Annotated in this window: 28 protein-coding genes and 1 pseudogene; 11 read left to right on the forward strand and 18 right to left on the reverse strand. The window is 66.4% G+C overall.

Annotated elements, in window-relative coordinates:
- Positions 1-76: 76 nt before the first annotated feature.
- The 17 genes from ABWL39_RS05365 to merR form a co-directional block, all read right to left on the reverse strand.
- Entirely contained in the window at positions 77-874 is a 798-nt protein-coding gene (locus ABWL39_RS05365; protein ID WP_182594348.1) for a GTPase, read from the reverse strand.
- A 295-nt stretch (positions 875-1,169) separates the two neighbouring features.
- The gene (locus tag ABWL39_RS05370; RefSeq protein WP_182594347.1) at positions 1,170-1,886 is read right to left on the reverse strand and encodes an ABC transporter substrate-binding protein; all 717 of its coding nucleotides are present in this window, start codon (positions 1,884-1,886) and stop codon (positions 1,170-1,172) included.
- A 208-nt stretch (positions 1,887-2,094) separates the two neighbouring features.
- A complete protein-coding gene (locus tag ABWL39_RS05375; RefSeq protein ID WP_367787886.1) occupies positions 2,095-2,487 on the reverse strand; it encodes a hypothetical protein in 393 nt (130 codons plus the stop codon).
- A 24-nt stretch (positions 2,488-2,511) separates the two neighbouring features.
- Positions 2,512-2,763, reverse strand: a complete 252-nt coding sequence (locus ABWL39_RS05380) for a hypothetical protein (protein WP_367787888.1) — start codon at positions 2,761-2,763, stop codon at positions 2,512-2,514.
- 807 nt (positions 2,764-3,570) lie between these two features.
- The gene (locus ABWL39_RS05385) at positions 3,571-5,601 is read right to left on the reverse strand and encodes a DNA topoisomerase III (protein ID WP_182594344.1); all 2,031 of its coding nucleotides are present in this window, start codon (positions 5,599-5,601) and stop codon (positions 3,571-3,573) included.
- A gap of 297 nt (positions 5,602-5,898) precedes the next feature.
- Positions 5,899-6,282: a single-stranded DNA-binding protein gene (locus tag ABWL39_RS05390; protein WP_182594343.1), complete on the reverse strand. Its 384-nt coding sequence runs from the start codon at positions 6,280-6,282 to the stop codon at positions 5,899-5,901.
- The gene (locus ABWL39_RS05395) at positions 6,279-6,830 is read right to left on the reverse strand and encodes a DUF3158 family protein (RefSeq protein ID WP_182594342.1); all 552 of its coding nucleotides are present in this window, start codon (positions 6,828-6,830) and stop codon (positions 6,279-6,281) included. The genes ABWL39_RS05390 and ABWL39_RS05395 overlap by 4 nt, the downstream gene beginning before the upstream one ends.
- Complete coding sequence (locus ABWL39_RS05400; RefSeq protein ID WP_367787891.1) at positions 6,827-7,606, reverse strand: PFL_4669 family integrating conjugative element protein; 780 nt, start codon at positions 7,604-7,606, stop codon at positions 6,827-6,829. The genes ABWL39_RS05395 and ABWL39_RS05400 overlap by 4 nt, the downstream gene beginning before the upstream one ends.
- A gap of 229 nt (positions 7,607-7,835) precedes the next feature.
- Positions 7,836-9,074 (reverse strand): STY4528 family pathogenicity island replication protein, encoded by a 1,239-nt coding sequence (locus tag ABWL39_RS05405; RefSeq protein ID WP_367787893.1) that lies wholly within the window; start codon positions 9,072-9,074, stop codon positions 7,836-7,838.
- A 3-nt stretch (positions 9,075-9,077) separates the two neighbouring features.
- Complete coding sequence (locus tag ABWL39_RS05410; protein WP_182594339.1) at positions 9,078-9,638, reverse strand: DUF2857 domain-containing protein; 561 nt, start codon at positions 9,636-9,638, stop codon at positions 9,078-9,080.
- Between the two features lie 13 nt (positions 9,639-9,651).
- The gene (locus ABWL39_RS05415; protein WP_367787895.1) at positions 9,652-11,343 is read right to left on the reverse strand and encodes a ParB family protein; all 1,692 of its coding nucleotides are present in this window, start codon (positions 11,341-11,343) and stop codon (positions 9,652-9,654) included.
- On the reverse strand, positions 11,336-11,599 hold the full coding sequence (locus ABWL39_RS05420; RefSeq protein WP_367787897.1) for a type II toxin-antitoxin system HicA family toxin: 264 nt from the start codon (positions 11,597-11,599) through the stop codon (positions 11,336-11,338). Before ABWL39_RS05420 ends, ABWL39_RS05415 begins: the two co-directional genes overlap by 8 nt.
- On the reverse strand, positions 11,583-12,449 hold the full coding sequence (locus ABWL39_RS05425; protein ID WP_182594444.1) for a ParA family protein: 867 nt from the start codon (positions 12,447-12,449) through the stop codon (positions 11,583-11,585). The genes ABWL39_RS05420 and ABWL39_RS05425 overlap by 17 nt, the downstream gene beginning before the upstream one ends.
- A gap of 39 nt (positions 12,450-12,488) precedes the next feature.
- Positions 12,489-12,710 carry an AlpA family transcriptional regulator gene (locus ABWL39_RS05430; RefSeq protein ID WP_182594336.1) on the reverse strand — a complete coding sequence of 74 codons (222 nt, stop codon included), beginning with the start codon at positions 12,708-12,710 and terminating at the stop codon, positions 12,489-12,491.
- Positions 12,711-12,837: 127 nt separating this feature from the next.
- Positions 12,838-13,596, reverse strand: coding sequence for an ATP-binding protein (locus tag ABWL39_RS05435; protein ID WP_367788234.1), 759 nt, complete (start codon positions 13,594-13,596; stop codon positions 12,838-12,840).
- Positions 13,597-14,130: 534 nt separating this feature from the next.
- The gene (locus ABWL39_RS05440) at positions 14,131-15,039 is read right to left on the reverse strand and encodes a LysR family transcriptional regulator (protein WP_367787900.1); all 909 of its coding nucleotides are present in this window, start codon (positions 15,037-15,039) and stop codon (positions 14,131-14,133) included.
- A 198-nt stretch (positions 15,040-15,237) separates the two neighbouring features.
- Positions 15,238-15,645 (reverse strand): Hg(II)-responsive transcriptional regulator, encoded by a 408-nt coding sequence (gene merR, locus ABWL39_RS05445; RefSeq protein WP_182594334.1) that lies wholly within the window; start codon positions 15,643-15,645, stop codon positions 15,238-15,240.
- A gap of 71 nt (positions 15,646-15,716) precedes the next feature.
- Between merR and merT the strand changes: the two genes are divergently transcribed.
- From merT to ABWL39_RS05480, 7 genes are read left to right on the forward strand one after another with little or no spacing between them, the layout of a single operon-like run.
- Positions 15,717-16,067: a mercuric ion transporter MerT gene (merT, locus tag ABWL39_RS05450; RefSeq protein WP_182594333.1), complete on the forward strand. Its 351-nt coding sequence runs from the start codon at positions 15,717-15,719 to the stop codon at positions 16,065-16,067.
- Positions 16,068-16,080: 13 nt separating this feature from the next.
- The gene (merP, locus tag ABWL39_RS05455; RefSeq protein WP_182594332.1) at positions 16,081-16,356 is read left to right on the forward strand and encodes a mercury resistance system periplasmic binding protein MerP; all 276 of its coding nucleotides are present in this window, start codon (positions 16,081-16,083) and stop codon (positions 16,354-16,356) included.
- Positions 16,357-16,371: 15 nt separating this feature from the next.
- On the forward strand, positions 16,372-16,794 hold the full coding sequence (gene merC / locus ABWL39_RS05460) for an organomercurial transporter MerC (protein WP_367787902.1): 423 nt from the start codon (positions 16,372-16,374) through the stop codon (positions 16,792-16,794).
- A 36-nt stretch (positions 16,795-16,830) separates the two neighbouring features.
- Positions 16,831-18,516 (forward strand): mercury(II) reductase, encoded by a 1,686-nt coding sequence (gene merA, locus ABWL39_RS05465; RefSeq protein WP_367787904.1) that lies wholly within the window; start codon positions 16,831-16,833, stop codon positions 18,514-18,516.
- Between the two features lie 22 nt (positions 18,517-18,538).
- Positions 18,539-18,910, forward strand: a complete 372-nt coding sequence (merD, locus tag ABWL39_RS05470) for a mercuric resistance transcriptional repressor MerD (protein ID WP_182594329.1) — start codon at positions 18,539-18,541, stop codon at positions 18,908-18,910.
- Positions 18,903-19,139, forward strand: a complete 237-nt coding sequence (merE, locus tag ABWL39_RS05475; protein ID WP_182594328.1) for a broad-spectrum mercury transporter MerE — start codon at positions 18,903-18,905, stop codon at positions 19,137-19,139. The genes merD and merE overlap by 8 nt, the downstream gene beginning before the upstream one ends.
- On the forward strand, positions 19,136-20,128 hold the full coding sequence (locus ABWL39_RS05480; RefSeq protein ID WP_367787907.1) for a DUF3330 domain-containing protein: 993 nt from the start codon (positions 19,136-19,138) through the stop codon (positions 20,126-20,128). The genes merE and ABWL39_RS05480 overlap by 4 nt, the downstream gene beginning before the upstream one ends.
- Here ABWL39_RS05480 and ABWL39_RS05485 read toward each other — a convergent pair.
- Positions 20,125-20,424 (reverse strand): annotated as a pseudogene (locus ABWL39_RS05485) (recombinase family protein); the annotation flags it as partial. The gene ABWL39_RS05480 and the pseudogene ABWL39_RS05485 overlap by 4 nt on opposite strands.
- Positions 20,425-20,680: 256 nt before the next feature.
- Between ABWL39_RS05485 and ABWL39_RS05490 the strand changes: the two are divergent.
- From ABWL39_RS05490 to ABWL39_RS05505, 4 genes are read left to right on the forward strand one after another with little or no spacing between them, the layout of a single operon-like run.
- Positions 20,681-20,944 carry a thioredoxin family protein gene (locus ABWL39_RS05490; protein WP_182594326.1) on the forward strand — a complete coding sequence of 88 codons (264 nt, stop codon included), beginning with the start codon at positions 20,681-20,683 and terminating at the stop codon, positions 20,942-20,944.
- On the forward strand, positions 20,944-21,366 hold the full coding sequence (locus ABWL39_RS05495) for a heavy metal-responsive transcriptional regulator (protein WP_367788236.1): 423 nt from the start codon (positions 20,944-20,946) through the stop codon (positions 21,364-21,366). Before ABWL39_RS05490 ends, ABWL39_RS05495 begins: the two co-directional genes overlap by 1 nt.
- Positions 21,363-21,632: a thioredoxin family protein gene (locus ABWL39_RS05500; protein WP_182594325.1), complete on the forward strand. Its 270-nt coding sequence runs from the start codon at positions 21,363-21,365 to the stop codon at positions 21,630-21,632. Before ABWL39_RS05495 ends, ABWL39_RS05500 begins: the two co-directional genes overlap by 4 nt.
- Positions 21,622-22,317 (forward strand): cytochrome c biogenesis CcdA family protein, encoded by a 696-nt coding sequence (locus ABWL39_RS05505; RefSeq protein ID WP_367787911.1) that lies wholly within the window; start codon positions 21,622-21,624, stop codon positions 22,315-22,317. Before ABWL39_RS05500 ends, ABWL39_RS05505 begins: the two co-directional genes overlap by 11 nt.
- The last annotated feature ends 10 nt before the right edge of the window (positions 22,318-22,327 follow it).

The raw sequence follows: 22,327 nt of genomic DNA on the forward strand, positions 1-22,327 counted from the left end.
AAGTGATCTCCAACGGAGGTAGGGGAAGAAGGCTTCCCGCCGCGAGGGCGGGAAGCCGCTTGGGGACGTGAGGGGCTCAGTGCTGGACGGGCTTGCGACCGGACAGGCACTGCACGCGGATGAGGCGCCAGCTCCCGTCGTCGATCAGTCGCTCCAGAACCTGGCCCAAGGTGTCGAAGAACACTTCATCGACCCGCTCGACCAGTTCGCCGTCGCGGTGCAGTTCCACCGCGTAGGTGTCGAGGCCGCGTTCGTAGAGCACGGTGACGCGTCCCTGGAACTTCGCCGAGGCGACGGTGAAGCCGATGGCCGGCGGCGTGGCGATGATGTTGCTGGGGCTCGGATCGAACACCGTGAAGTCCCGCGCGCCGGCATCCACCAGCAGGTGCGTGATGCGCCGGAAGCCATCGGGTGCGGGCAACTGCTCCAGTTGGTGGATCAGTTCCTGCAACTCGGGGCACTGCGGCTCGGCGATCGGCAGCTTGGCCGGCGCCGAACCCAGGATGAGTCGCTTCACCGTGTACGGCTGGCCGTCGGCGGTGAACTCGGTGCTCTCCTCGGGCGTGTCCGCGCGCAGGCCGTCGAAGCGGCGCCGCGCATAAGGTTCGACCTGCACCTTGGCGCCCTCGTCGGGCACGTCGGTGACGAGCGCCCTGTCGAGCACCGCGAACTCGGCCCGCCCCGTCTTGACGACGATGGCCTCGTCGGTGGTGGCGATGACCTTGCCCTCGAAGGGCTTGGGGTCGATGTGAAAGCCCAGCGTCGAAACCTTGGGCTGGCCGTCGAAGATGTTGAACTTGAAGCTGCGGACGTTGGAAGGCACGTGGCCGCGAACCAGTGTCGGCATCTGTGCGCGGATGGCTTGGGTATCCATTGGGAGGCTCCTTGTGGCAATCCAAGGAACTTCCGCCCGCAAGGGAGGCATGTCCCTTGGGGGTGAGGTGGATGGACGCGACATGCGCCCCGGAGAAGGAAAAACAACCAGCACGGCGAACCGCGCCGCAGCCTCGAAGGTCTCGACTGCCTGGGCATGCTTGCCGGCAACGCCAGCGAACATGCGAGCAGCGTGCGTCAGGCACAGGGCCAACGTCGCGGGGGAATCGGCATTGCACCGCCACCGGCTTCGTCCAGAAATGAAACGAGCCCCGCATGGGGGCTCGAAATGGGTGTCACTCGTCGTAGATTGGCAGTCCGTCCAGCACCGGCGCATCGGCATCGAAAACCAGCATGCGCACGTCCGCGAGCGCGGCCAGATGCAGCACGTGCACCAGCGATTCCGGCATGCCCTTCTTGCGATGCTCTTGCATCAGCCGCTGGGCCGTGATGCCTTCGACCGCGCGCAGGTTCTCGTCGGTCCAGGGCGTTGCGATCACCTTCAACCCGATGGCCGGGCTGTACGGGATGCGGAAGGCGACGAACAGGAACAGCGTCGGCGTGGCGATGTCGGCCATCTCGGCGAGGAAGCGATGCGCCTCGGCGTCGAGGTGCGCGCTGCTGATTTCCCAGCACCGGCTGTAATAGCCGGTCTCGAAGCTCAGGCGCTGCACCACCTCACGGGCCGCTTCCTCGGAGTAAGTATCGCCCACGTGCAGCGGCTTGCCGCCTTCCTCGGCCATCACGGCGTAGACCACGTTGCGGGCGAGTCCGTGGCTGCGGCATTGCGCCTGCAGCTCGTCGGGGACAGCCTGGTCCTCGGTGATCAGCGCGAATTCGTCCGAGAAGGTGCAGCTTCGTCGTTCGACCAGGCTGTCCGGCAGATTCGACTGCGAGGGGTGCAGTGGCAGGTAGGTCAGCGGGCAGTCGTCGTTGTAGGAGATAGCGAGCAGCCGCTGGACGGACAGGCCGTCGTAGCCGCGGACAAAGGGATTGTTGTTCGAGTAGGACATGGGATTTCTCCAGCAGAGGATGGCCGAGGCAGTCCCCTGCTGGGGATTGAACCCCAACGAGTGGATGAAGTGGCAGCCGGTCGGCCGGAAACGCGCATGGCGGCGCGCCCAGCAACCGACAAAGAAATCGAGGGACACGGCCTCGTGCGGAGGCGCATGTCCCTCGTGGGGTCGGAGGAAGAGAAGATCGTCGGTGTGCCGAAGCGGCTCACCAGCCGTTGTAGTTCAGCGTCAGATCGGCGATGACCTTGCGCCGTTCCAGGTCGAGGCCGCCCAGGTCGGACAGCCCCTCGAAGCCGCAACGCTTGAGCATCGCGCCGCCCTCGCGGGCGTTGTAGAAACTCACCATCGCGGACAGGAACATCCGCTGGCCGCTGCTCAGGACGCCGAGGGCGTCGTTGAGCATCAGCAGCTGCGGCCGCAGATCCCACTTGGTGGTGGCACGCTGCAGGCCTTCGCGGGTGCCGTCGCCGAACCATTCGGCTCCGGCGATGTGGACGCCGCGTTTCCACGCCTCGAAGAAGGCTTGGGGCGCGGCGGCGAAGTGCTGGTGTTCCAGCTCGATCTGATCAAGTACCTCTTGAGGCAGGGCACGGTTCATGACATGGGCTCCAGGTGGTTGGAATCACGGGTTGATGCGCTGCTGCCAGCGGCCCGTTTGCAGGGCGTGCTCGGCGGCGTGGTGCGAGCGGAAGTAGCTGACCGACTCGCGCGAGACCGGGCCGTCCGCATCGGCGGTTCCGATGTAGTGGCCGGCCGCGCTGCACAGCACCTGCAGGGGCAGGCGCTTGCCGACGTAGGCCAGGGCCTGGTAGCCGATGGATTCGGCGCGGGCCTGTTCAGCACTCAAAGGTGCCGATGCGAGCGCAAGGAACATGGGTTTCTCCTGGTGGTTGAAGACCGGGAGCACCACGCCCTGACGGGAGCGGATACCTCCCGAAGGGTTGAACATCGAAAGCACCCGCGTCGTGGCGACGCGCGTCCGCGGTGGTCGGTGCGAAGCGGACTGGATCGGTCAACGCGGCGAACCGCATTGCAGCCTTGAAGACCGGGGCTGCCAGGGCATGGTGCTGACGACCGTCAGCGACACATGCGGGAAGGATGGAAGCGTGGCAGCGCGCCGTCACCGATCAAACGGAACCGAACACCGTCCGGTTTGGCCTGGGCGCTGCTGCCCTCGGCGACGCACGATCCGTCTACCTACGACAAAGGAGCCGAAGTCCCGAAGGACTTCGGCTGGAGAGGAATCAATCCACCTGTGGGCTGCAAGCAGGCAAGGCCGTCGTCAAAGCCATTCGCTGCGTCAGCAATCTCACCCGGCCCGTTTCGTGGCTGGGGCCGGCATCCTCTGGCGTGTATCCACACACAAAGGGAGCCCATTGTTTCGCCGGCGGGCACCGGCACTGAATACCGTCAACCGCAAGCAGTCTCCTGGCACCTCGCAGCCTTGCGGGCCAAGGCGTCAGGAGACCGCTCCCGGATCGACGGAAGCAACTCGATCAACGGACCCGCGACAAGCGCGATTCGATGGAGAAAAGACCTTCTCGCCCTGCCAGCCGTGATCGGCCCGTGCAGGGCGCGCACACCGTTGCAGAAGGGAACGCGCGCTGGGGAGTCCCGCGGGGCGCGGGAGGTTTGCCCCGCCGTCGGCAGCAGCCGGCGTGGCAGAGGGAGACGTGGGGCGTCAGTTCGCCTTGGGGCGCCGGCGCGGTGCGTTGGATGTACGGCTGGATACGCCGCGCTTGCCTGCCACGGCATCTTCGACCGGCTGCGTGCCCTTGCAGTCCGGGTAGCGGCTGCAAGACCAGAACGCGCCGCTCTTGCCGCTGCGCTGGCGCATCGGTGCGCCGCACTGCGGGCAGCTCGGCGCCGGCGGCAGCTTGATGGCAAGGGTGGCACCGCGGTACTGCTGCACGAGCTGGGTGACCCAGCTCGATTGCTTGGCGATGAAGGTGTCCAGTGTCATCTGGCCGCCCTCGATCATGTCCAGCGCCTGCTCCCACACCGCCGTCGTGCCCGGGTCGGCAATGGCCGCCGGCACCGCGTCGATCAACGTGAAGGCCGCATCCGACGCGCGGATGGCGCGGCCCTTCTTCAAGAGATAGCCGCGGGTTAGCAGCCCGCTGATGATGTTGGCGCGCGTGGCCTCGGTGCCGATGCCTGTGGTGTCCTTGAGCTTTTGCTGCAGGCGCGGATCGGTCACGCGCTTGGCGACGCCCTTCATGGCCTTGACCAGCTCGCCCTGCGTGTAGGGCTTGGGCGCCAGCGTCTTCAACGCCATGAGTTCGACCTGGCCGACCTGGCAGGCGGCGCCAGCGTGCAACACCGGGAGCACCTGGCCGCGCTGCACATCCTCGCCGTCGGTGTCCTCGGGCACCGGCGCTGCCAGCACCTGGCGCCATCCGGCCACCGCGATCTGCTTGCCGACCGCCACCAGCGACTGGCCGCCGCACGTGAGCTGCGCCGCCGTCCGGTCGAACTCGTGATGCGGCAGGAACTGCGCCAGGTAGTGGGCGCGGATCAGCCGGTAGACGGCCAACTCCTTGTCGCTCATCGCCGAGAGGTTCGCCGGCTCCAGCGTCGGGATGATGCCGTGGTGCGCCGTAACCTTGGAGTCGTTCCAGGCCCGCGAACGCTGCTGACGATCCAGGCGGTCGACCAGCGGCCGCAGGCTGGGATCGGTCTTGACCAGGCTGTCGAGCACGGCCGGCACTTCGGCCAGCATGCTCTCGGGCAGGTAGCCCGAGTCCGAGCGCGGATACGTCGTTGCCTTGTGCGTCTCGTACAGCGCCTGGGCGATGTCCAGCGTCTCCTGCACGTCGAGGCCCAATTGCTTGGAACACACTTCCTGCAAGGTGCCGAGGTCGAACGGCAGCGGCGGCCCTTCGCGCACGCGCTCGGTCTCCACCGACAGCACCTGGGCGGCGCCGCCCGCGCGCAGGCGCTCGGCGGCCTGCTGCGCCACGGGTTGCTGCAGACAGCGGCCGGCGTCGTCGGTGCTGCCCTGCGGAGGCATCCAGCTTGAGACGAAGGACTGGCCCGCATGCGAAAGCGCCACCTCGATGGCCCAGAACGGCACCGAGACGAAACGCGCGATCTCGCGATCACGGTCCACCACCAGCTTGAGCGTCGGCGTCTGCACCCGCCCCACCGACAGCACGCCGTTGTAGCCGGCCTGGCGGCCCAGCAGCGTGAACAAGCGGCTCAGGTTCATCCCGATCAGCCAGTCGGCACGCGATCGGGCGAGCGCGGAGAAGTACAGCGGCAGCGTTTCGGCGGATGGCTTGAGCGCTCCCAGCGCCTTGCGGATGGACGCATCGTTGAGCGCCGACAGCCACAGCCGCTGGATCGGGCCGCGGTAGCCGCACAGTTCGATGATCTCGCGGGCGATCATCTCGCCCTCGCGGTCGGCGTCGGTCGCGATCACCAGCTCGCCTGCCTTGGCGACGAGCTGCTGCACGACCTTGAATTGCGCCGCGGTCGCCGCCTTGGGCTCGACACGCCAGCGCTCGGGAAGAATGGGTAGTTGCTCAATGGCCCAGCGCTTGTACTGCTCGCCGTAGCCTTCGGGCGGAACCGCTTCGACCAGATGACCGACGCACCAGGTCACGACGACACCCGCACCGCTGTAACAGCCGTTGCCGCGTTGGCCTGCGCCCAGCACACGGGCGATGTCCTTGCCCTGGGACGGCTTTTCGCACAGGAACACGCGCATGAAGCCTCCTCGGGAAATGTGCGGTTCATCGGATGGCCCCAGCTTGGCCGGGCCAGCGGATGGCAGCAGCAAGGAAGCCGATCGGCGCGGACACCGTTTTGTGATCGGCTGGCGATGCGTTGCCGCAGCAATACGAGCTGACCGCAGCGGCTGGCGCAGCGGGAGCGTCGTTTCGGGAGGGCGGCTGGAACTCGGTGGAACACCATGGAGCTATCCCCTGGGGGTAGCTGGTGCATGGCGGGCGTCTGACGGTTGCTACAGCCGCCCTCGGGGACGCGGTGCTGGACGATGCGCGAGCTACTGCCCGCCGGCCGGCTTGGCGCTGAGCGTCACGGACTCGATGCGGTACGGCAGGATGCCGACACGCCGGGCCTCGATCTTGAACGTCGTTCGCTCGTTGTCGTCGGCGTCCTCCCACTCGTCCTTCACCGTGCGGCCTTCCACCAGCACGCGCATGCCTTTCTGGTACAGGTCTTTCCAGTGGTCGGCGTCGCGGTGCCACAGTTCCACCGGCGCCCAGAAGCCGCCGCGGTCCTCGTACTCGCCGTCCTTCTTCGGGATCGGGTTGTCGAAATAGACGTTCAGGCGCAGCAGCCGGCGCGGCTCGTCGTTGCCGTTGGGGAATTCGCGGTAGTCCGGCGCAGAGCCGATGTTGCCCTCGCCGACGAAGTGCGTGCTCATGGTGACTCCTTGGGGGTGGTGGGTGGAATGGACGCGGCATGCCCGTGGACACGCCTCAGGTAAGCCGCTTCGGCCTGCGCGGCCTTGCTGGCACACTCCTGGGCTTGGCGGCTCAGCGTGTGAAGGAGGCTGATCTGCATGTTCAGCGCGATGCGCTGCAGTTCCATCGCGTACAGGTCATCGATCAGCGAAGCCGGTGTCGCCGGGCGGTCGAGCAGCGATTCCCACAGGGCCACGCCCATCGAGGAACGGTCGTGGTTGCGCCAGCGCAGGAAGGTCGTGCCTGCGCCAGTGCTCTGCTGGGCCAGTTGCACATCGAGCAGCGAGAAGGGATAGGCCCGCGCCTGTTGCAGAACGCGCCGCTGCGCCAGGCCGATCAAGTCGTCGCGCAGCGCCGTGCACTGGTTGGCCCAGGCCTCCAGACTCCCCTTACCCTTAAAAGGCTGTAAAAGGCCTTTTAGGTAGCCCGCGTGTTCCAGGCGCTGGAAGTCCGCCTGTTCCAGCGCCAGGAAGCGCGCCGGTTGGCCGGTGGAAGACGATGCCGTCATGCCTTCGTGCCTTCGCCGTCATGGTCGTGGTGGTCGTCCGCAACATCGGCTGCGTCAGCGACGGGTGCGGCATCAGCGGCTGCGCCAAGCTTGCCCGCCCGCCGCGCGATCGGTGGCGCAAAGCGCGAGCGGCGCGTGCCTTCGAGCACGTCCTGCGGCAGCTCGCCGAACTTCTCCAGGGCCGCCCGCGCCACCGCGTTCTTCGAGGCGAAGTCGTCGCGCGTCGCGCCGGAGTAGCGGTACTGCTGTGCCAGCGAGAACAGGCTGCGCAGTGCATGCGCGCCGTCGTTGAGCCAGCGCTCCAGCGTGCTGCGGTCGATCAGCGCGGTGTGGTGGGCGAGGATCAGCTTGCGCGCCAGGTCGTCGTAGTCGGCCAGCAGGTACACCGCCATGAAGCCGAGCTGCGCATTGACGAACAGCGGCAGCTTCACGGGCTGCACGTTCATGTTCTCACCCAGCGACAGCGCGGGCGGCACGTCGGCGAGCGCCTGGTCCACCTGTTCGCGCAGCGCCTGCAGGCTGGCCTTGGTCTGCGTCAGCTTGTCCTCGATGCGCAGCATCCACCAGTCCGAATAGGGATCGTCCTGCTCGGCGCCGCGCTTCATCTTGTTCATCACACTGATGTAGCCGTTGAGGCCGATGATTCCGGGCCGCCCCTCGGCGGGCGCTCGGCCATGCCAGATGCGTGAAGCGTGGTGGGTATGCAGCGTCAGCGACATCGCGCTGCGCAGCGATCCGAGGTTCAACTGCAGGGGCTGCTGGGGTTCGTTGGCCATGGTGACGACTCGCGGTGAAGGAACGAGCCGCCAGCATCGGCATCGCCCGGAAGGGCGTCAGTCAACAAACCGCAGCGGGGGTGTCCCCGGTTGTCGTCCGTGAAGGCCGCGTGTTCCATCTATCCCCTGGGGATAGGTCTGCGCCGGGCTGCGACGATGTGACGCATGACAAAACCAAAGCCGATGGCTGGAAGGCTTCGTGTCCCAGCTATCCCCTGGGGATAGCCGCTCAGGAATCGCCCAAGGTCGAACGCAGCTTCGCCAGGTAGGCCCGCGCCGCCTCGCGGCCGTGGCCATTCGGCGCCGGAGGTTGCGGTGCGGAGGGTGAAGGTGCGGCAAGACGTGGCGACAGTGACGGTGCAGGCGGCGTCGATGGCGAGCCACCTTCACCCGCCCAGGCCTTGAACTCGCCGCGGATCGCCTTCTGGATGATGCCGAACAGGTAGCCAGCCGGGTTGCGCACCGCGCTGTTGCGGCAGCGCGCATCCCATTCGCCCAGCACCGCCTGCCGCAGAGACTCGTCCACCTGCTGCAAGGCCACCATCGCGCCGCTTTGCTGCTCGTCCTTCAAGCGCAGCAGGCGCTCGGGCAAGCGCAGATGCTGCAATGCCTTCACGCGCGGTACTGTACGTACTTGATTTATACGATCCATACGTACTGTACGGTCCTCCTTCGGATTCCGAAGTGAGCCGTCTGGCGAGGGTTTCAGCCCTGCTTCGGAATCCGAAGAGGGGTCATCGAGATTCCGAAGTCGGCCGTCCTGGCCTTCTTCGGATTCGTTATCCACAGGCTCTTGTGGATAACTCGCATCCGCCCATTCGTTGCGGGCCATACGCTGTGCCAGCACTTGCAGGCGCGTTGGCAGCGTGCGGCCGCCCAGCATCGGGTCTTCGGCGATCTCGCGCAGGGTGTTCATGCCGACGATCTGCACCGCCTTGGCCGCATGGGTCAGTGCCTGGCTGACCAGGCCCAGGTAGTCAGGATCGAGCTGCATCGCCTCGAAGGGCGTGAGCGGTTCATCGTGCAGCACGTAGAGGTTGCCGAGCATGCGCCCGGTCTTCGGGTCGCGGCGCCGCCGCACCAGGCTCAGCCAGCGCGTCAGGCGCAGCAGCGTCAAGGCGCGTGCCACGGTCTCGTGCGAGGCCTGCGCCGCGCAGGGCATCGAGGCGAGATAGGGCCGGAGCTGATCGTAGGTGGGGAACGCCGTCACGCCATCGCTTTGAAGCTGCAGGCGGAACACCTGCCAGGCATTGCGCTCCAGCGGCGTCAGGCGCCGGTCGAGGAACAGCGCACGCGGCACGCTCTCGTGCCGGTTGCCACTGTAGAGGAAGCCGTCGCTGACCGGCGCAGTCTGCGCCACAGGGGCAGCGCCGCGCGGGGCTGGCGGCGTCAGTTCCCGCAGCGCGTCGTCGAACAGTGCGGACAGCGCCACGGGGCCATCGCGCCTGGGTGCGCCGCCGGTTGCCATGGCCTACACCAGCCCCTGGTCGATCCAGTTGCGTATCGCCGACCAGATCACCGATATGGGTAGGTTCATGGTCTCGGCCAGGTCCATGGTCAACGCCAGCATCGCCATCTCGTCGTCCAGCGCAATGTCGTGCTCCGAGACGCCGGCCTTCCACTGCTTCCACAGCGCCGTGTCCTGCACCTCGTCCAGCACCGGATGCCGGCCCTTGCGCTTGGGTAGCCCCAAGATGTCGCGGCGTAAGGCCACCTCCTGATGCGTCAGGCCGTAGAAGCGGCTGACCATCTCCGTGCTGGCGCCCAGGCGCAGCATGCGGTCGACCGTGGCGATCTCCCGCTCCACGTCGTGCACCTGGCTCAGCAATCGCTTGAGCACCTCGCGGTTGACCGACACCGAGCACCACGAGACAGTGGCATTCACCAGCATGCTCACGAGTTCGGGATGCTTCAGCGCATCCAGTTCTTCCTCGCCGAAGCCCATGGCCTTGCAGCGTCGCAGTTGCCCGTTGCGCAGGTCGTGCAGCGCCTGCGCGATCACGGCCTGGTTGAGCGGGTGCGGTGCGGACATGGCTGGTCTCCGCTCAGGCGCCGTGGCCGGGGGCGCTGGCGCCTGCGCCAGCTTCCAGATCTAGAAGCCGCCGCGTCAGGCGCAGCAGCCGGAACAGCTTGACCAGCCCGGCATCGCTCAGGCGCGGACAGGTGCCGCCGCCATACAGCAAGGGCGCCAGGTCATCGGCCAGCCGGGAACGATCGAGCCCGGCTGCGGGACGTGCGGCACAAAGCGCCTGCAGCAGCGTCAGCACCGCCCGCGCGAACGGCGACATCGCGCGCGCAGTCGGTGGCACGACGCAGGCGAAGCCGATCCCGCCGTCGCTGGGCTCGACCTGTTCGGCCACGCCGGCCTCCTCGGCGATCTCGCGTGCGAACTGCGCGATGTGCACGCGCAGCCGATCCGGCACGTCCAGGCCGGGCTCGATGTACCAGACGTCCGAGATGGGATAGAGCCCGCCTGCCTGCACGGGAATGGCGCGCAGCGCGTCGGCCTCGAAGTCGGGCAGCTTGTCGCCCAGCTGGTCGGCGACCATACGCTGGATGGATTGCAGGCGCTCGGTGGTCGGTGCGGCGGAGACGATGTGGCCCTGCAGGCGTTCATCGCGCTGGCCGTCGCGCCGCTGCTCGGCTTCGGCGGAAACACCCGGTGCAGCCGCGCCAGCGCCCGTCGGCGCGGACGAACCAGACTCCGACGACGGCATCGAAGGCGCAGCCGGCAACGATGGCGGCGACGAAGACCGCGGCGGCTCGGGCGTAGGTGCGGCCGATGCAGCCGATGGTGCAGGTCTTGCCGCTGGTGGCGCTGGATCGCTGGTCAGCGCACGCTGCCGGCTCTCTGTGTCGTCGATCTCCAGGGCCAGCGTGTCGTAGTCCGCTTCCAGCAACTCGGCCATCTGGCCGATCAGCTCGTCCTGCACACGCTGAGGCGAGAAGTTGTCGGGCTGGGTGTCGAACTGCGCGAGCACGTCCTGGAACAGCGTGGCGAAGTCCACCGACAGGTTGCGGCCCAGCGCACGGCGTTCCCAGGTGCGTTCGCAAGCCTTGCGCAGCACCGCGAGCCGTTCGACCTGATGCCGGCCAAGGCCGCCGTACAGCAGGTTCGGGATCGCCGGCAGCAGGTAGTGCACCGCGTCCTGCATGCGGCTGATGTGCGACTGTGGCAGCGGGAAGCCATCAGCCGTGAGCCGGCGCGCCAGCTCGCTCTGCGACAGCGCTTGGCCGCTGTCCCGCCCCATCTCCTGCTCGTAGAACTCACGCGCCTTCTCCACGCCCAGGGCGCGCTCGATGAAGCTCAAGCCACCGCGCAGTTCGTTCTCGGCCAGATGGCCGGTGAGCATCACCACCTCGCCACGCTGCGGCCAGGGGCGGAACAGGCAGGGGATGCGGAAGAAGCGCTCATCCTTCGTCTCGCTCCACAGCTCGCGCAGGATGGCCAAGCGCGTGTTGCCGCCGTTGCGGATAATGTAGTGCGGCTCGCCGGGCCGGCGCGTGATTGCGGGCGGCGCGTCCAGCCCGCGCTCGCGGATAGACGCCTTGATGTCCTCGTAGGCCGGGTTGCGGGTCACGCGCGGGTCGTGGTCATACGGGCGCAACTGGTCCAGCGTCACGACCATCGGCGTGTCGGCGATAGGGTCGGTCAAGGCCGCGGCCGAAGGGCCGCTGCGCTCGAAGCCCGAGGCCAGCAGCTTGGCGGCCATGTCGTCCGGCGTCATGTCAGCCATGGCCGCTCTCCTGCGGCGATGCCATGTCTTCAGCCGCCTGCGCTTGGCGGTCGGCGCGGCGAAGCTGCGCACGGGCATCGCGCTCGGCGCGGTGGTCGCTCGCGGTCGAGCTGGTGTAGATCGGCGCGCAGCCCAGCTTCGTGAACAGCAGGTGCCCGCCGCGGGTGCGCACCACCTTCCAGCCCTCGCCCAGGGCGAACTCGATCAGCGCTCGCAGCCGCTTGTGGCCGCGCGCCAAGTCATGCGCGCTGGCCATGGCCGGCCCCTCCCGCGTGCTCTCGGCCGGTGACGAGCGCGAAGCGCTCCTGCCACGCGGGGAACAGCTCGCCGGCCAGCGCGCGCATGGTGCCTAGCGCCGCGGGTGCCAAGCGGCCCGCAGGCTGGCGGTACTCCACCCGATGCACCGGCAGGCCGCGCGTCGCCGCGCGCGGATACGCCTCGATCGCCGGCACGTCGGTGTCCAGCACGTGCACGCCCGGCTGTCCCTGAAACACTTGCCGCAACGCCTGCTGGATCAGTCGGGCATTCGAGGACACCGGATGCACGCGGTTGATGAGCAGGTGCAGCGGCGGCGGCTCGATGCCGAGGTGACGGTACGGTGCGATGTCCTCGATGAGCTGCAGGGTGCCTCGGCGCAGCTCGCGGGCCGCGAGGATTTCCGGCGTCACGGGCGACAGCGCCAGGTCCGAGGCCAGCACCGCCATTTCGAGCAGTACGCTGCGCGCGCCCTGGGTGTCGATCAGCAGCAGGTCGTAACGCGGCGCCAGCGTGGGCAGCAGATGGCGCAGCCGCAATCTGCCGTCCGGCGCATGCAGCAGCAGCGTGTTCAGCTCGCCGCGGTCGTCGTTCGACAACACCAGGTCCAGCCCGGCGATGGCGGTGTGCGACACCAGTTGCTCGGCACGCTGCTCGTTGTAGGCCAGCATCTCGTAGATGCCAGCTGGCGCGCGCTGTGACAGCGTGAAGTAGCTCGACAGCGTGGGCTGCACGTCCAGGTCCAGCAGCAGCACGCGCAGCCCGGCGTCGGCCGCGAAGCCGCCCAGGTTGGCCGCTGTCGTGGTCTTGCCCACGCCGCCCTTGGTCGAAATGATGGACACCACCTGCATGGGCTTCTCCCGGTTGATTGGCATGTGCCGGAAGAAGCGTCAGGCGCGCTCGTTGAGGCGGTCAGCAATCCACTGCTCGATCTCCACCGAGTCCCAGCCCACGGCGCGCACGCCCAGGCGCAGCGCCTTGGGGAACTTGCCTTCCTTCATGAGGCTGTAGATGTGCGCGCGTTTGAAGCCGGTCTTGGCCTCGACTTCGGCGCGCCGCATGATGCGGTGCTCGGCTGCCACTGCTGCCGGTGCGATGGTCTGCGAAGACATGAGAGACACTCCTTGACGCTCACTGGCGCTGTTCGGAAAGTGCCTCATATTGAATAGACGGCCGCCACCGAAATCACTGCAATTGCAGAAGGCGCGACTGCAATTGCAGGGCGCGGCCGGCCCCAAATTAGCGCGACGCTTGGAGGTGGCGCCGCGCCTGTGCGAGCTTGCTCCACAAGGTGCGTTCGCTCAGGCCTGGTCGGCCCTCGTGGTGCGCGAGCAGCGCGCTCACCACCGCATCCATGCTGTGGAATGACGAATACGCCGTGCCCGAGGGCGACTTGCCCAATAGCAAGGTCAGCAGCCCGCCGATGATGTTCAGATAGGTCGTCTCGCTGCGCAGGCCCGGCTCGCGCGAGGTGTCGTTGGCATCGCCGCGCGCCGCCTGTTCCTTCGCCAGGGCTTCATGCGCGGCGCGCAGCGCCTCGTGCACCTGCGAGAGTTCGGCAAGCTGCACCTTCGCCGCCTCGCGATCGGCAAGCAAGACGTTGAGCGTCTCCACGCTCACCACTGGATGCACCGTGCGTTCGATGTCGTCGAACAAGAAGCCAGGCCGGTCACCAGGGTAGTAATGTGACATCCACGCTTTGAGGTCGACGTGGCGCACCGTTAACTCCGGGTCGTCGAGCGCGGGCCGCTGCGCCTCCAACACGATGCCGGTCCTGCCGCCTGCCAGCTCACCATGCATCAGTGCGTCAAATATGCGTTCCACATACAAGCGCAACAGTGGCCAGCGGGGAAATTCGCTGGGTTCTGGCATGGAGCGTTGCGCCAGCGTTTCCAGGATGCGTTGCTCGAAGCGCAGCAGTCCACACCAGCGAATGGCGGCTTCGATCGGGCGGTAGTAGGTCTTTGCACCAAAAGCAAGGCTGCTCGATTTCGGCATATCGCGCTCTTCCCATCGTCGGATCGACACATGGCAAGCGCGCGCGGCCCAACGAGGGCGCGTCGATTGCCCAGAACCCGATGAAGTGCGGGCCGGCCGGCACATGGTGAACGTCGCGTCGGCGCTGACGCCGAGCGTTGCATAAGGGGCAAACACTCCTTGCGATGCCCAATACGCCACCACCATAATGCCCCTGCGAAAAGTCTTGTTACCGGCGCAACGGTTTGAAAAGTTGCGCACCCAAAGCAGGGATGCCGCGCTTAACCGGAAAACCAGGGCAAAGTCTTCCGTAGAAAAACGGGCAGGGTAAAGCACCAATGCGTCAGCCGGATGAGCCGGTTTGCATCCAGGCGAAGCTCATGCGTTCTGCGTCAGTGCATTGACCTGGATGAGCTTGCGCGCAGGGTCTTTCATGCCATGTAGATCGACCGAGCAATCGCCGCGGCCCCATGACGTAAAAAGGAGGCCAAGCGGCGATGCAAATTGGGTCTGGCGTTAGACCAAAAAAGAATCGCTCGATCCGAATTTCCCGCGTCACATCGGGCGTTGATTATCGTTTTGCGCGCGCCCCACACGTTCCACACGGTCGATGAACTGCCGTAGCGGCTCCGTGATTTCGCCTTCGGGTCGCAGGAGAAAGGTCGTCAGCGATGCGGCCTGATCGACCAGTGGACGAACCACGACGTTGGCCTGATGGCAACCCGCCAGATGCGCCGCGCTCGAAAAGCCCACCCCGTAGCCGGCGGCCACGAGGGCCAGCATCAAGGAATGGGTGCTGACGTACTCGGCCACCGTCGGCTGCACATTCACCGTGCGGAACAGCCGTTCGCGTTGCCGGCTGCAACCTTCGAAGACCTCGGGATCGCACAGCACCAGCGGATAGCTCGCCACCTCCTCCAGCGGCACTTCCTTGAAAGCCAGTAGCGGGTGCCTGGCGGACAGAGCCACCACCAGCTGGTCTCGCCACACGGGCATGGCGACGACGCCAGCATCTACCTCACCGGCTAATGCAAGACCCGCGTCATACAAGTCGTTGCGCAGCCCAGTCACCAACTGCGCCAGTGGCGCTTCAAATATCCGAATGCCGACCTGTGGCGCCTCCTCGCGGCAAAGCGCAAGCAATGTCGACAAGCGGGCCTGCCCCATGTCACCCGATAGCGCGATGCGCAGCGTGTTCCGCTGGTTCGCTGCGGCGCGCGCCCTAGTCTGAGCTTGCTCGAAAGCCAGCAGCACGCGTCTGGCATCTTCTAGGAAGGCCTGTCCCGCCAACGTGAGACTAACGCTGCGCGGCGAACGGTCGAGCAGTGACACTCCAAGATGCGCTTCCATTTGGCGGATCGTGCGCGACAGCGGGGACTGTTCGATATGCAGCCGTCGAGCGGCTCGGCCGAAGTGCAACTCTTCGGCCACGGCGATGAAGCACCGAAGATGGCGTAAGTTCATGTTTTCTCCCTACTGATGCGATCAGTCCATATGATCGTAGGGAACCGCACTGGTACGGAAAATTGCATCTGCATCCGATTTGTGGCCATCCAGTAGGGCTAGGGCGGCGCTCTGATACAGATGCAAGTTAAACGAAGCTTCAGGCGCTTTTTCGGTAGTTCCTTACAACACTCATGTCACCAGCCGCCATCTCGCTGCTCAGGCGCAATGCAGCGCGTCGATCAGCGGACACGACACCTGACCGTTCTGCGCGCAGCACTCGGCCACCAGCTTTGACAGCGCCGCCTCCATCCGCGTGAGGTCCGCCAGGCGGGCGCGCACGTCGGCCAACCGCAGGGCGGCGAGGTCAGCCGCCTCGCCGCAATGGGTGCCATCCTCCAGCTTCAGCAGTTCGCCGATCTCGTCCAGACTGAAGCCCAAGCGCTGGGCCGACTTCACGAATTTCACCCGCGCCACGTCCGCCCCGCCGTAACGGCGGATGCTCCCATAAGGCCGGTTCGGTTCCAGCAATAGGCCCTTGCGCTGGTAGAAACGGATCGTCTCGACATTGACCCCGGCAGCCTTGGCAAAAGCGCCAATGGTCAGATTCTCCAAAATGGTTTGCATATCGCTTGACTCCGTACATGACTACGGAAGTAAGGTTACGCTATCTAATTCAGATTCGAAAGGACAAGCGCATGTCTGAACCACAAAATGAGCGCGGCGCACTCTTCGCCGGCGGGCTGGCCGCCATCCTCGCCTCAACCTGCTGCCTGGGGCCGCTGGTCTTGGTCGCCTTGGGATTCAGTGGGGCATGGATCGGCAATCTGACAGTGCTGGAGCCCTATCGGCCGCTCTTTATCGGTGCGGCGCTGGTCGCCCTGTTCTTCGCCTGGCGGCGCATCTACCGCCCGGCTGCCGCCTGCAAGCCAGGCGAGGTCTGCGCGATTCCACAGGTGCGCACCACCTACAAACTCATTTTTTGGATCGTGGCCGCGCTGGTTCTGGTCGCGCTCGGTTTCCCCTACGTGTTGCCTTTCTTCTACTGATCAGGAGTTCACCATGCAAAAGCTATTCGCCGCCGTCGCCCTTGCCGCCATCGTGACCCCGGTGTGGGCAGCAACCCAAACCGTCACGCTGTCCGTGCCCGGCATGACCTGCGCCGCCTGTCCGATTACCGTCAAGAAAGCGCTCACCAAGGTCGAGGGCGTCAGCCAGGTGCGCGTGACTTTCGAGAAGCGGGAAGCGGTAGTGACCTTCGACGACGCCAAGGCCAGCGTGCAAAAGCTGACCAAGGCGACCGAGGACGCGGGCTATCCATCCAGCGTCAAGCGCTGAGCTGGGAGTGACGCCATGAAGCCGATTGCACGCATCGCCGACAAGGCCGGCGCGCTCGGTGCCGTCGTCTCCGCGATGGGCTGTGCGGCCTGCTTTCCAGCGCTCGCCAGCCTGGGCACGGCCATCGGCCTGGGCTTCCTGCAAGAGTACGAAGGGTTGTTCATCTCCAGGCTGCTGCCGCTGTTCGCGGCGGTGGCCCTGCTGGCAAGTGCGCTGGGCTGGCTGCGTCACCGGCAATGGCACCGCAGCCTGCTCGGAATGATTGGGCCGGCCATCGTGTTTGCCGGAACGGTCTGGCTGCTTGGCAACTGGTGGACGGCCCGCCTGGTGTACATCGGCTTGGCGTTGATGGTCGGTGTCTCGATCTGGGATCTGCTGTCGCCGGCCAGCCGCCGTTGCGGGCCGGACGGCTGCGAGCTGCCTGCGAAACGCGGTTGACGGCATTGACCGCTCACAAAACGAAAAGGAACAAGTATGACCACGCTGAAAATCACCGGTATGACCTGCGACTCGTGCGCGGCGCACGTCAAGGAAGCCTTGGAGAAAGTACCCGGCGTGCAGTCGGCCGTCGTGTCCTACGCCAAGGGGGCGGCCCAGCTCGCCCTTGACCCCGGCACCGCACCGGACGCGCTGACCGCCGCCGTGTCCGGACTCGGCTACAAGGCAACGCTCGCCGATGCCCCACCGACGGACAACCGCACCGGGCTGCTCGACAAGGTGCGCGGCTGGATGGGGGCCACCGACAAGGGCAGCGACGGCGAGCGCCCGTTGCAGGTCGCCGTGATCGGCAGCGGCGGGGCCGCGATGGCGGCGGCGCTGAAGGCCGTCGAGCAAGGCGCGAAGGTCACGCTGATCGAACGCGGCACCATCGGCGGCACTTGCGTCAATGTGGGCTGCGTACCGTCCAAGATCATGATCCGCGCTGCCCATATCGCCCATTTGCGCCGCGAAAGCCCGTTCGACGGCGGCATCCCGGCGACTGCACCTGCAATTGATCGCAGCAAGCTGCTGGCCCAACAGCAAGCACGCGTCGATGAGCTGCGCCACGCCAAGTACGAAGGCATCCTGGACGGCAACCCGGCCATCACCGTGCTGCATGGCGAAGCGCGTTTCAGGGACGCACAGAGCCTTGCCGTCCATTTGAACGATGGCGGCGAGCGCGAGGTGGCATTCGACCGCTGCCTGGTCGCCACGGGTGCCAGCCCGGCCGTCCCGCCGATTCCAGGCTTGAAGGGGTCACCCTACTGGACTTCGACCGAGGCCCTGGTCAGCGACACCATTCCCGAACGCCTGGCCGTGATCGGATCGTCGGTAGTGGCGCTGGAGCTGGCGCAAGCCTTTGCCCGGCTCGGAAGTAAGGTCACGATCCTGGCGCGCAGCACGCTGTTCTTCCGCGAAGACCCGGCCATCGGCGAAGCGCTGACGGCCGCGTTCCGCGCCGAAGGCATCGAGGTGCTGGAGCACACGCAAGCCAGCCAGGTCGCCCATGTGAACGGCGAATTCGTGCTGACCACGGCGCGCGGTGAAATACTCGCCGACAAGCTGCTGGTCGCTACCGGCCGGATACCGAACACGCGCAGCCTGGCGCTGGAAGCGGCGGGTGTCGCCGTCAATGCGCAGGGAGCTATCGTCATCGACAAAGGCATGCGCACCAGCACGCTACACATTTATTCGGCGGGCGACTGCACCGACCAGCCACAGTTTGTCTATGTGGCGGCGGCGGCTGGCACCCGAGCGGCCATCAACATGACCGGCGGCGAAGCGGTGCTGGACCTGACAGCCATGCCGGCGGTGGTGTTCACCGACCCGCAGGTCGCCACCGTGGGCTTGAGCGAGCAGGAAGCGCACCACGCCGGCATCGAGACCGACAGCCGCACGCTCACGCTCGACAACGTACCGCGCGCGCTGGCCAACTTCGACACGCGCGGCTTCATCAAGCTGGTCGTCGAAGAGGGCAGCCACCGGCTGATCGGCGTGCAGGCGGTCGCCCCGGAAGCGGGCGAACTGATCCAGGCGGCGGCGCTCGCCATCCGGGCGCGCATGACCGTGCAGGAACTGGCCGACCAGTTGTTCCCTTACCTGACGATGGTCGAAGGCTTGAAGCTCGCGGCGCAGACCTTCAGCAAGGACGTCAAGCAACTGTCCTGCTGCGCCGGGTAGCGACAGACAAGGAGGATTCGCCGTGGGAGCCTACACGGTATCGAGGCTGGCGCAGGAAGCAGATGTCAGCGTCAACGTGGTGCGCGACTATGTGCTGCGCGGCTTGCTCAGACCGGCGAGCCATACGGAAGGCGGCTATGGCCTCTACGACGCCGGCGCGCTGGAACGGCTGCGCTTCGTGCGTGCGCTGTTCGAGGCCGGCATCGGGTTGGGCGAGTTGGTGCGACTATGCCATGTGCTGGACAGCCAGGCCGGCGATGCCGGCGACTGCCTGGCGCACCTGCGCGCGCTAGTCGCGGCCCGGCGCGAGGCGCTGGCCTTGCTAGACCGACAACTTGCGGGGATGGTCGTGGCGGAACGTCGTCGCACTGCCACGGAGCATCATCATGGATAGTCCCGACCAAACCGAACCCCGAGAAACGCCGCACTGGCGGGGCTATGTCTGGGGCGCGCTGGCCGCGCTGACCTGCCCCTGCCATCTGCCGATTCTGGCAGCCGTGCTCGCCGGCACGACGGCTGGGGCCTTCATTGGCGACCATTGGGGCATCGCCGCCTTGGCGCTGGCCGGACTATTCTTCCTGTCGCTAGCGCGGGCGATCCGGGCGTTTCGGGGCACCGCATGAACACCGCTGAGCCGCTTGCCCTGACCGCAATGCACCTGGCGCAGGCGCTCGAACGGCGGCAGTTCGTCCTGCATTACCAGCCGATGGTCGATCTGGACAGCGGTGGCGTCGCCGGCGCGGAAGCGCTGTTGCGCTGGCAGCACCCGACCCTTGGCCTGCTGCCGCCGGTGCGGTTCCTGCCCCTTGCCGAGTCGTCCGGCCTGATCCGCGACATCGGTGCGTGGGTCCTGCGTGATGCCTGCCGCCAGATGCGCGAATGGCAGGCGCTGGGCTGGGGAACGTTCCGATTGGCCGTGAACGTGTCCGCGCGTCAGGTCGGGCCGGACTTCGACACCTGGGTCAAGGACGTGCTGGCCGACACCGGGCTGGCTGCCGAGTATCTGGAAATCGAGCTGACCGAATCGGCCGCCTTCGGCGATCCGGCGATCTATCCCGCCCTGGAAACCTTGCGCCGGATCGGCGTGCGTTTTGCCGCCGACGACTTCGGCACCGGCTATTCCTGTCTCCAGCACCTGAAATGCTGTCCGATCACGACACTCAAGATCGACCAGTCGTTCGTCGCCGGACTCGCCGACGATGCCCGCGACCGGACTATCGTGCATACCGTGATCCAGCTCGCGCATGGGCTGGGCATGGACGTAGTGGCCGAGGGCGTGGAGACGGCGGCTAGTCTTGAGCTGTTGCGGCAAGCCGGTTGCAACGTGGTGCAGGGCTTCCTGTTCGCCCAGCCGATGCCGGCCGCCGAGTTTGTCCGCTTCGCCAGCCGAAGGAGGAACGCCGTCATGAGCGCCAATGAACCGACCATCGCCTGCTGCGTGTGCTGCAGGGAAATCCCGCTCGACGCCGCTTTCACCCCAGAAGGGGCGGAGTACGTCGAACATTTCTGCGGGCTAGACTGCTATCGGCGCTTCGAGGCGCGCATAGCCGCTGGTGAACACGAAACTGGGCAGCCCCCGATGGCGGGCAATCCGAGAAACAACAGTAGTTAGGTACGGGCGAGCAGCTTCTCGCCATCGGGGCGCAATTCACCCTTCGGGGAAATGTTCCGGTACAGGGTCTGCCGCGTGATACCGAGTTCCTGACACAGATCGCCGACCTTGGTTTCCGGCTGCCCCATCGCCGCCATCGCCAAGCGCAGCTTGGCAGCCGTCATCTTGAACGGCCGCCCGCCTTTCCGACAGCGCAACCGCGCTGACGCCAAGCCCGCCACCGTGCGCTCGGCAATCAGCTCGCGCTCGAACTCGGCCAGGGCGGCGAAGATACCGAAAACCAGCTTACCGGCAGCGGCGCTCGCCATCCGGGCGCGTCTGACGGCGCAGGAGCTGGCCGACCAGCTGTTCCCCTACCTGACGATGGTCGAAGGGCTGAAACTCGCGGCGCAGACCTTCAGCAAGGACGTATCACGCCTGTCCTGCTGTGCCGGGTAGGCGCCGAAAAATCGCTTGACTATGGAGTTAACTCCAAGGTTTATCCTGAGATCGTGATGGGGTGGTGTGCGACCGCTCGACCGCGCCCGTCACGCCTATCAAAGGAGCCTGGACATGACTACCCAACGCAAAGTCGAAGTATTCAGCGCCGGCTGCCCAGCCTGCGCCGAAGTCGAATCCCTCGTAAAAAGCCTGGCTTGCCCGTCGTGCGACGTGGCCGTGCTCGACATGCGCGACCTGGCCGTGGCGCAACGCGCCAAGGCGCTGGGCGTGCGCTCGGTGCCGGCGGTGGCGATCAACGGCCAGCTCGCCGGCTGCTGCTCAGGGCGCGGTGTCGATGAGGCCAGTCTGCGCGCCGCCGGGCTCGGTCAGGCATGATGCTGACCATTGGCAAGCTGGCCAAAGCCGGGCATATCAGCGCCGATGCGCTGCGCTATTACGAGCGCGAGGGGCTGCTCGCGCCTGAGCGCAAGACCGACGGCGGCTATCGTCTCTACGGCGAGGATGCAGTGCGTCGAGTGCGCTTCATCCAGCACGCGCAGGCGTGCGGCTTCACGCTGGCGGAAATTCGGGAACTCTTGCACCTGCGCCAGGCCGACAGCGCCTGCTGCAATGACGTGAAGAGCCGCGCCATCGAGAAGAAGCTTCAGCTTGCCGCCAAGATTCGCGTCATGCAGGCAATGTCCGCCGCGCTCGACCGGCTGATCGCCGAATGCGCCGGCGGGGAGCTGCCGCTCGATGACTGCCCGATTCTGGCGGCGCTGGAGGCCGTCGGTGACGAAGCGACCCGTATGCCATGAAGATCGAGTTGTTTTATGTCCCCGGCTGCGCCCAGTGCGGCACCACGACAGCGGCGCTCAAGGCGGCGGCGCAGGCCGTGTCCGGAGTCGAGTGGTGCGAGCTCAACGTGCTCGATGATCTCGACCGCGCGGTCAATCTCGGGGTGCTGACGCTGCCCGCGCTTGCGGTGGATGGCGAGTTGGTGTTCACCGCGCTGCCGACAGCCGAGCAGCTCGTTGCCGAACTGCGTAGGCGCGATGGGGGGGAGCGCGGCCATGGAGCTTGAGACGCTACGGCAGCTCGCCTCTCAGAGCGTGGGGGTCGCCAGCGGCATCAGCCTGCTGGCCGGGCTGCTGTTCAGCGTGAGTCCCTTGGCGATCGCCGCGTTGCCGGTGCCACTTGCCTACGTCACCCGCGCCCGTGCGCCAAGCGAGGCGGCCCGTTACGGCCTGGCCTTCATCGGCGGTCTGATCGCCACACATGCGTTGTTGGGTGCCGTGGCAGGACTCGGCGGTCAAGGGGTGCAAGCGCTGGCAGGGCGCTGGTGGGGCTTGCTGCTCGGCCCCTGGCTGATCGTCTTGGGCCTGCTGTGGACCGGGTGGATCAAGCTGCCGTTGCCGCGGATCGGATTCAGCGCCAAGCGGGTCGGCAGCGGCTGGGGCGCGTTCGCGCTTGGCATTCCGTTCTCGGTCGCCGTCTGCCCATCCTGCGCTCCGGCGCTCGTCGTGCTGGTTGGCGCGGCGGCAGCCAGCGGCTCGCCGCTTTCCGGCGCGGCGATGTTGATCAGTTTCGCCATCGGCCGCGCGATTCCCCTGGCCTTGGCGACGGTCGCTATGGAGTGGATCGAGCAGATGAAACCGCTTACGCGGTTTCGCCGAACTTTTGAGCTGGCCGGCAGCCTGCTGCTGATCGTCACCGGCCTGTATCTGCTCAATGGCTACTTTGTCATTTTTCCTTGGCTGACTTGGTAGGAGAACAACG

The sequence above is a fragment of the Chitinivorax sp. PXF-14 genome (genome assembly GCF_040812015.1).
Classification (GTDB): Bacteria; Pseudomonadota; Gammaproteobacteria; order Burkholderiales; family SCOH01; genus JBFNXJ01.

Coding starts and splice junctions, on each gene's coding strand:
- ABWL39_RS05495 (WP_367788236.1), top strand. CDS start 20,944: ATGCTGACCATTGGCAAGCTGGCCAAAGCCGGGCATATCAGCGCCGAT.
- ABWL39_RS05385 (WP_182594344.1), bottom strand. CDS start 5,601: ATGCGCGTGTTCCTGTGCGAAAAGCCGTCCCAGGGCAAGGACATCGCC.
- ABWL39_RS05410 (WP_182594339.1), bottom strand. CDS start 9,638: ATGTCCGCACCGCACCCGCTCAACCAGGCCGTGATCGCGCAGGCGCTG.
- ABWL39_RS05440 (WP_367787900.1), bottom strand. CDS start 15,039: ATGAACTTACGCCATCTTCGGTGCTTCATCGCCGTGGCCGAAGAGTTG.
- ABWL39_RS05380 (WP_367787888.1), bottom strand. CDS start 2,763: ATGTTCCTTGCGCTCGCATCGGCACCTTTGAGTGCTGAACAGGCCCGC.
- ABWL39_RS05420 (WP_367787897.1), bottom strand. CDS start 11,599: ATGGCCAGCGCGCATGACTTGGCGCGCGGCCACAAGCGGCTGCGAGCG.
- ABWL39_RS05505 (WP_367787911.1), top strand. CDS start 21,622: ATGGAGCTTGAGACGCTACGGCAGCTCGCCTCTCAGAGCGTGGGGGTC.
- ABWL39_RS05490 (WP_182594326.1), top strand. CDS start 20,681: ATGACTACCCAACGCAAAGTCGAAGTATTCAGCGCCGGCTGCCCAGCC.
- ABWL39_RS05395 (WP_182594342.1), bottom strand. CDS start 6,830: ATGACGGCATCGTCTTCCACCGGCCAACCGGCGCGCTTCCTGGCGCTG.
- ABWL39_RS05415 (WP_367787895.1), bottom strand. CDS start 11,343: ATGGCTGACATGACGCCGGACGACATGGCCGCCAAGCTGCTGGCCTCG.
- ABWL39_RS05405 (WP_367787893.1), bottom strand. CDS start 9,074: ATGGCAACCGGCGGCGCACCCAGGCGCGATGGCCCCGTGGCGCTGTCC.
- ABWL39_RS05375 (WP_367787886.1), bottom strand. CDS start 2,487: ATGAACCGTGCCCTGCCTCAAGAGGTACTTGATCAGATCGAGCTGGAA.
- merT (WP_182594333.1), top strand. CDS start 15,717: ATGTCTGAACCACAAAATGAGCGCGGCGCACTCTTCGCCGGCGGGCTG.
- ABWL39_RS05480 (WP_367787907.1), top strand. CDS start 19,136: ATGAACACCGCTGAGCCGCTTGCCCTGACCGCAATGCACCTGGCGCAG.
- ABWL39_RS05400 (WP_367787891.1), bottom strand. CDS start 7,606: ATGGCCAACGAACCCCAGCAGCCCCTGCAGTTGAACCTCGGATCGCTG.
- ABWL39_RS05390 (WP_182594343.1), bottom strand. CDS start 6,282: ATGAGCACGCACTTCGTCGGCGAGGGCAACATCGGCTCTGCGCCGGAC.
- merR (WP_182594334.1), bottom strand. CDS start 15,645: ATGCAAACCATTTTGGAGAATCTGACCATTGGCGCTTTTGCCAAGGCT.
- ABWL39_RS05370 (WP_182594347.1), bottom strand. CDS start 1,886: ATGTCCTACTCGAACAACAATCCCTTTGTCCGCGGCTACGACGGCCTG.
- merA (WP_367787904.1), top strand. CDS start 16,831: ATGACCACGCTGAAAATCACCGGTATGACCTGCGACTCGTGCGCGGCG.
- merE (WP_182594328.1), top strand. CDS start 18,903: ATGGATAGTCCCGACCAAACCGAACCCCGAGAAACGCCGCACTGGCGG.
- merP (WP_182594332.1), top strand. CDS start 16,081: ATGCAAAAGCTATTCGCCGCCGTCGCCCTTGCCGCCATCGTGACCCCG.
- ABWL39_RS05430 (WP_182594336.1), bottom strand. CDS start 12,710: ATGTCTTCGCAGACCATCGCACCGGCAGCAGTGGCAGCCGAGCACCGC.
- ABWL39_RS05500 (WP_182594325.1), top strand. CDS start 21,363: ATGAAGATCGAGTTGTTTTATGTCCCCGGCTGCGCCCAGTGCGGCACC.
- ABWL39_RS05425 (WP_182594444.1), bottom strand. CDS start 12,449: ATGCAGGTGGTGTCCATCATTTCGACCAAGGGCGGCGTGGGCAAGACC.
- merC (WP_367787902.1), top strand. CDS start 16,372: ATGAAGCCGATTGCACGCATCGCCGACAAGGCCGGCGCGCTCGGTGCC.
- ABWL39_RS05435 (WP_367788234.1), bottom strand. CDS start 13,596: ATGCCGAAATCGAGCAGCCTTGCTTTTGGTGCAAAGACCTACTACCGC.
- ABWL39_RS05365 (WP_182594348.1), bottom strand. CDS start 874: ATGGATACCCAAGCCATCCGCGCACAGATGCCGACACTGGTTCGCGGC.